Source organism: Micromonospora parastrephiae (assembly GCF_016802865.1).
In the GTDB taxonomy this organism is placed as follows: domain Bacteria; phylum Actinomycetota; class Actinomycetes; order Mycobacteriales; family Micromonosporaceae; genus Micromonospora; species Micromonospora parastrephiae.
In genome coordinates this window covers 1-1,223 of sequence record NZ_JAEVHM010000409.1, presented here as the reverse complement: position 1 = coordinate 1,223, position 1,223 = coordinate 1, and the positions used below count along the sequence as shown (strand labels likewise).

Annotated in this window: 1 protein-coding gene; it reads right to left on the bottom strand. The window is 70.0% G+C overall.

Annotated features, from left to right (window positions below):
• A partial coding sequence (rpsB, locus tag JNW91_RS31465) for a 30S ribosomal protein S2 (protein WP_238426046.1) occupies window positions 1-857 on the bottom strand: 857 nt, incomplete at its 3' end.
• Between the last annotated feature and the right edge of the window lie 366 nt (window positions 858-1,223).

The window sequence follows — 1,223 nt, the reverse complement described above, 5'->3', positions numbered from 1 at the left end:
CTGCTCGGCGGCGGCCTGCGCCGGCGCTCGGCAGCGGCGGGCTGCTCGGCCGGGGTGGCCGACTCGTCGGCCTTCTTCGGCTCCAGCAGCTCGCGCTCCCACTCGGTCAGCGGCTCGTCGCTCGCGACACCCGCCTCGGGCTTCTCGTCGCTGCCCCGGCGACGGCCGGAACGCGCGATCAGACCGTCCGCGACGGCGGCGGCGACGACCTTGGTCAGCAGCTCGGCCGAGCGGATCGCGTCGTCGTTGCCCGGGATCGGGAAGTCGACCTCGTCCGGGTCACAGTTGGTGTCCAGCACCGCGATCACCGGGATGCCCAGCTTGCGGGCCTCGTCGACGGCGATGTGCTCCTTCTTGGTGTCGACGATCCAGACCGCGGCCGGGAGCTTCTGCATGTCCCGCAGACCACCGAGGGTGCGGGTCAGCTTGATCTTCTCGCGGGAGAGCTGGAGCGTCTCCTTCTTGGTGTAACCGGCGGCGGTGCCGCTGAGGTCACCCAGGCCCTCCAGCTCCTTCATCCGCTGGAGCCGCTTGTACACGGTCTGGAAGTTGGTCAGCATGCCACCGAGCCAGCGGTGGTTGACGTACGGCTGGCCGACCCGGGTCGCCTGCTCGGCGATCGCCTCCTGGGCCTGCTTCTTGGTGCCGACGAACAGGATGCTGCCACCCTCGGCGACGGTCCCACGCACGAACTCGTACGCCTTCTCGATGTAGTCGAGAGTCTGGCGCAGGTCGATGATGTAGATGCCGTTGCGCTCGGTCATGATGAAGCGCTTCATCTTTGGGTTCCAGCGCCGGGTCTGGTGCCCGAAGTGGACACCGCTCTCCAGCAGCTGACGCATGGTCACGACGGCCATGGTTGGGTTACTCCTCAAGGTCCCTGGTTGTCACGCCCGGCCGGTGGCCGGGCGTCCTGGTGCCTGGTCGCCGACCCATGGTGGACCCGATCAAGATCGGGACCAGGGAGGCCGTCGCTCCACGACGATTTCGTGAAGAGGGCACGCGAGGTCGACCGCGCAAGGCGGTCGCCAGTCGACCAGTGTACGCCCCTCCCCCGCCCGACAACCCGCGGGTACGTGCCGGCTCCGGGAAGGCCGGCACGCCCCGCCCGCCTTTGCCTGCGCTGACCGGTCAGGCCCCGACGAACCGGTGCGGAGGGCTGTCGCGGGCCGGTCCGGCCGGTCGGCGACGGGTCGGTGGCGGCGGGTCGGCGGTCAGCCGGC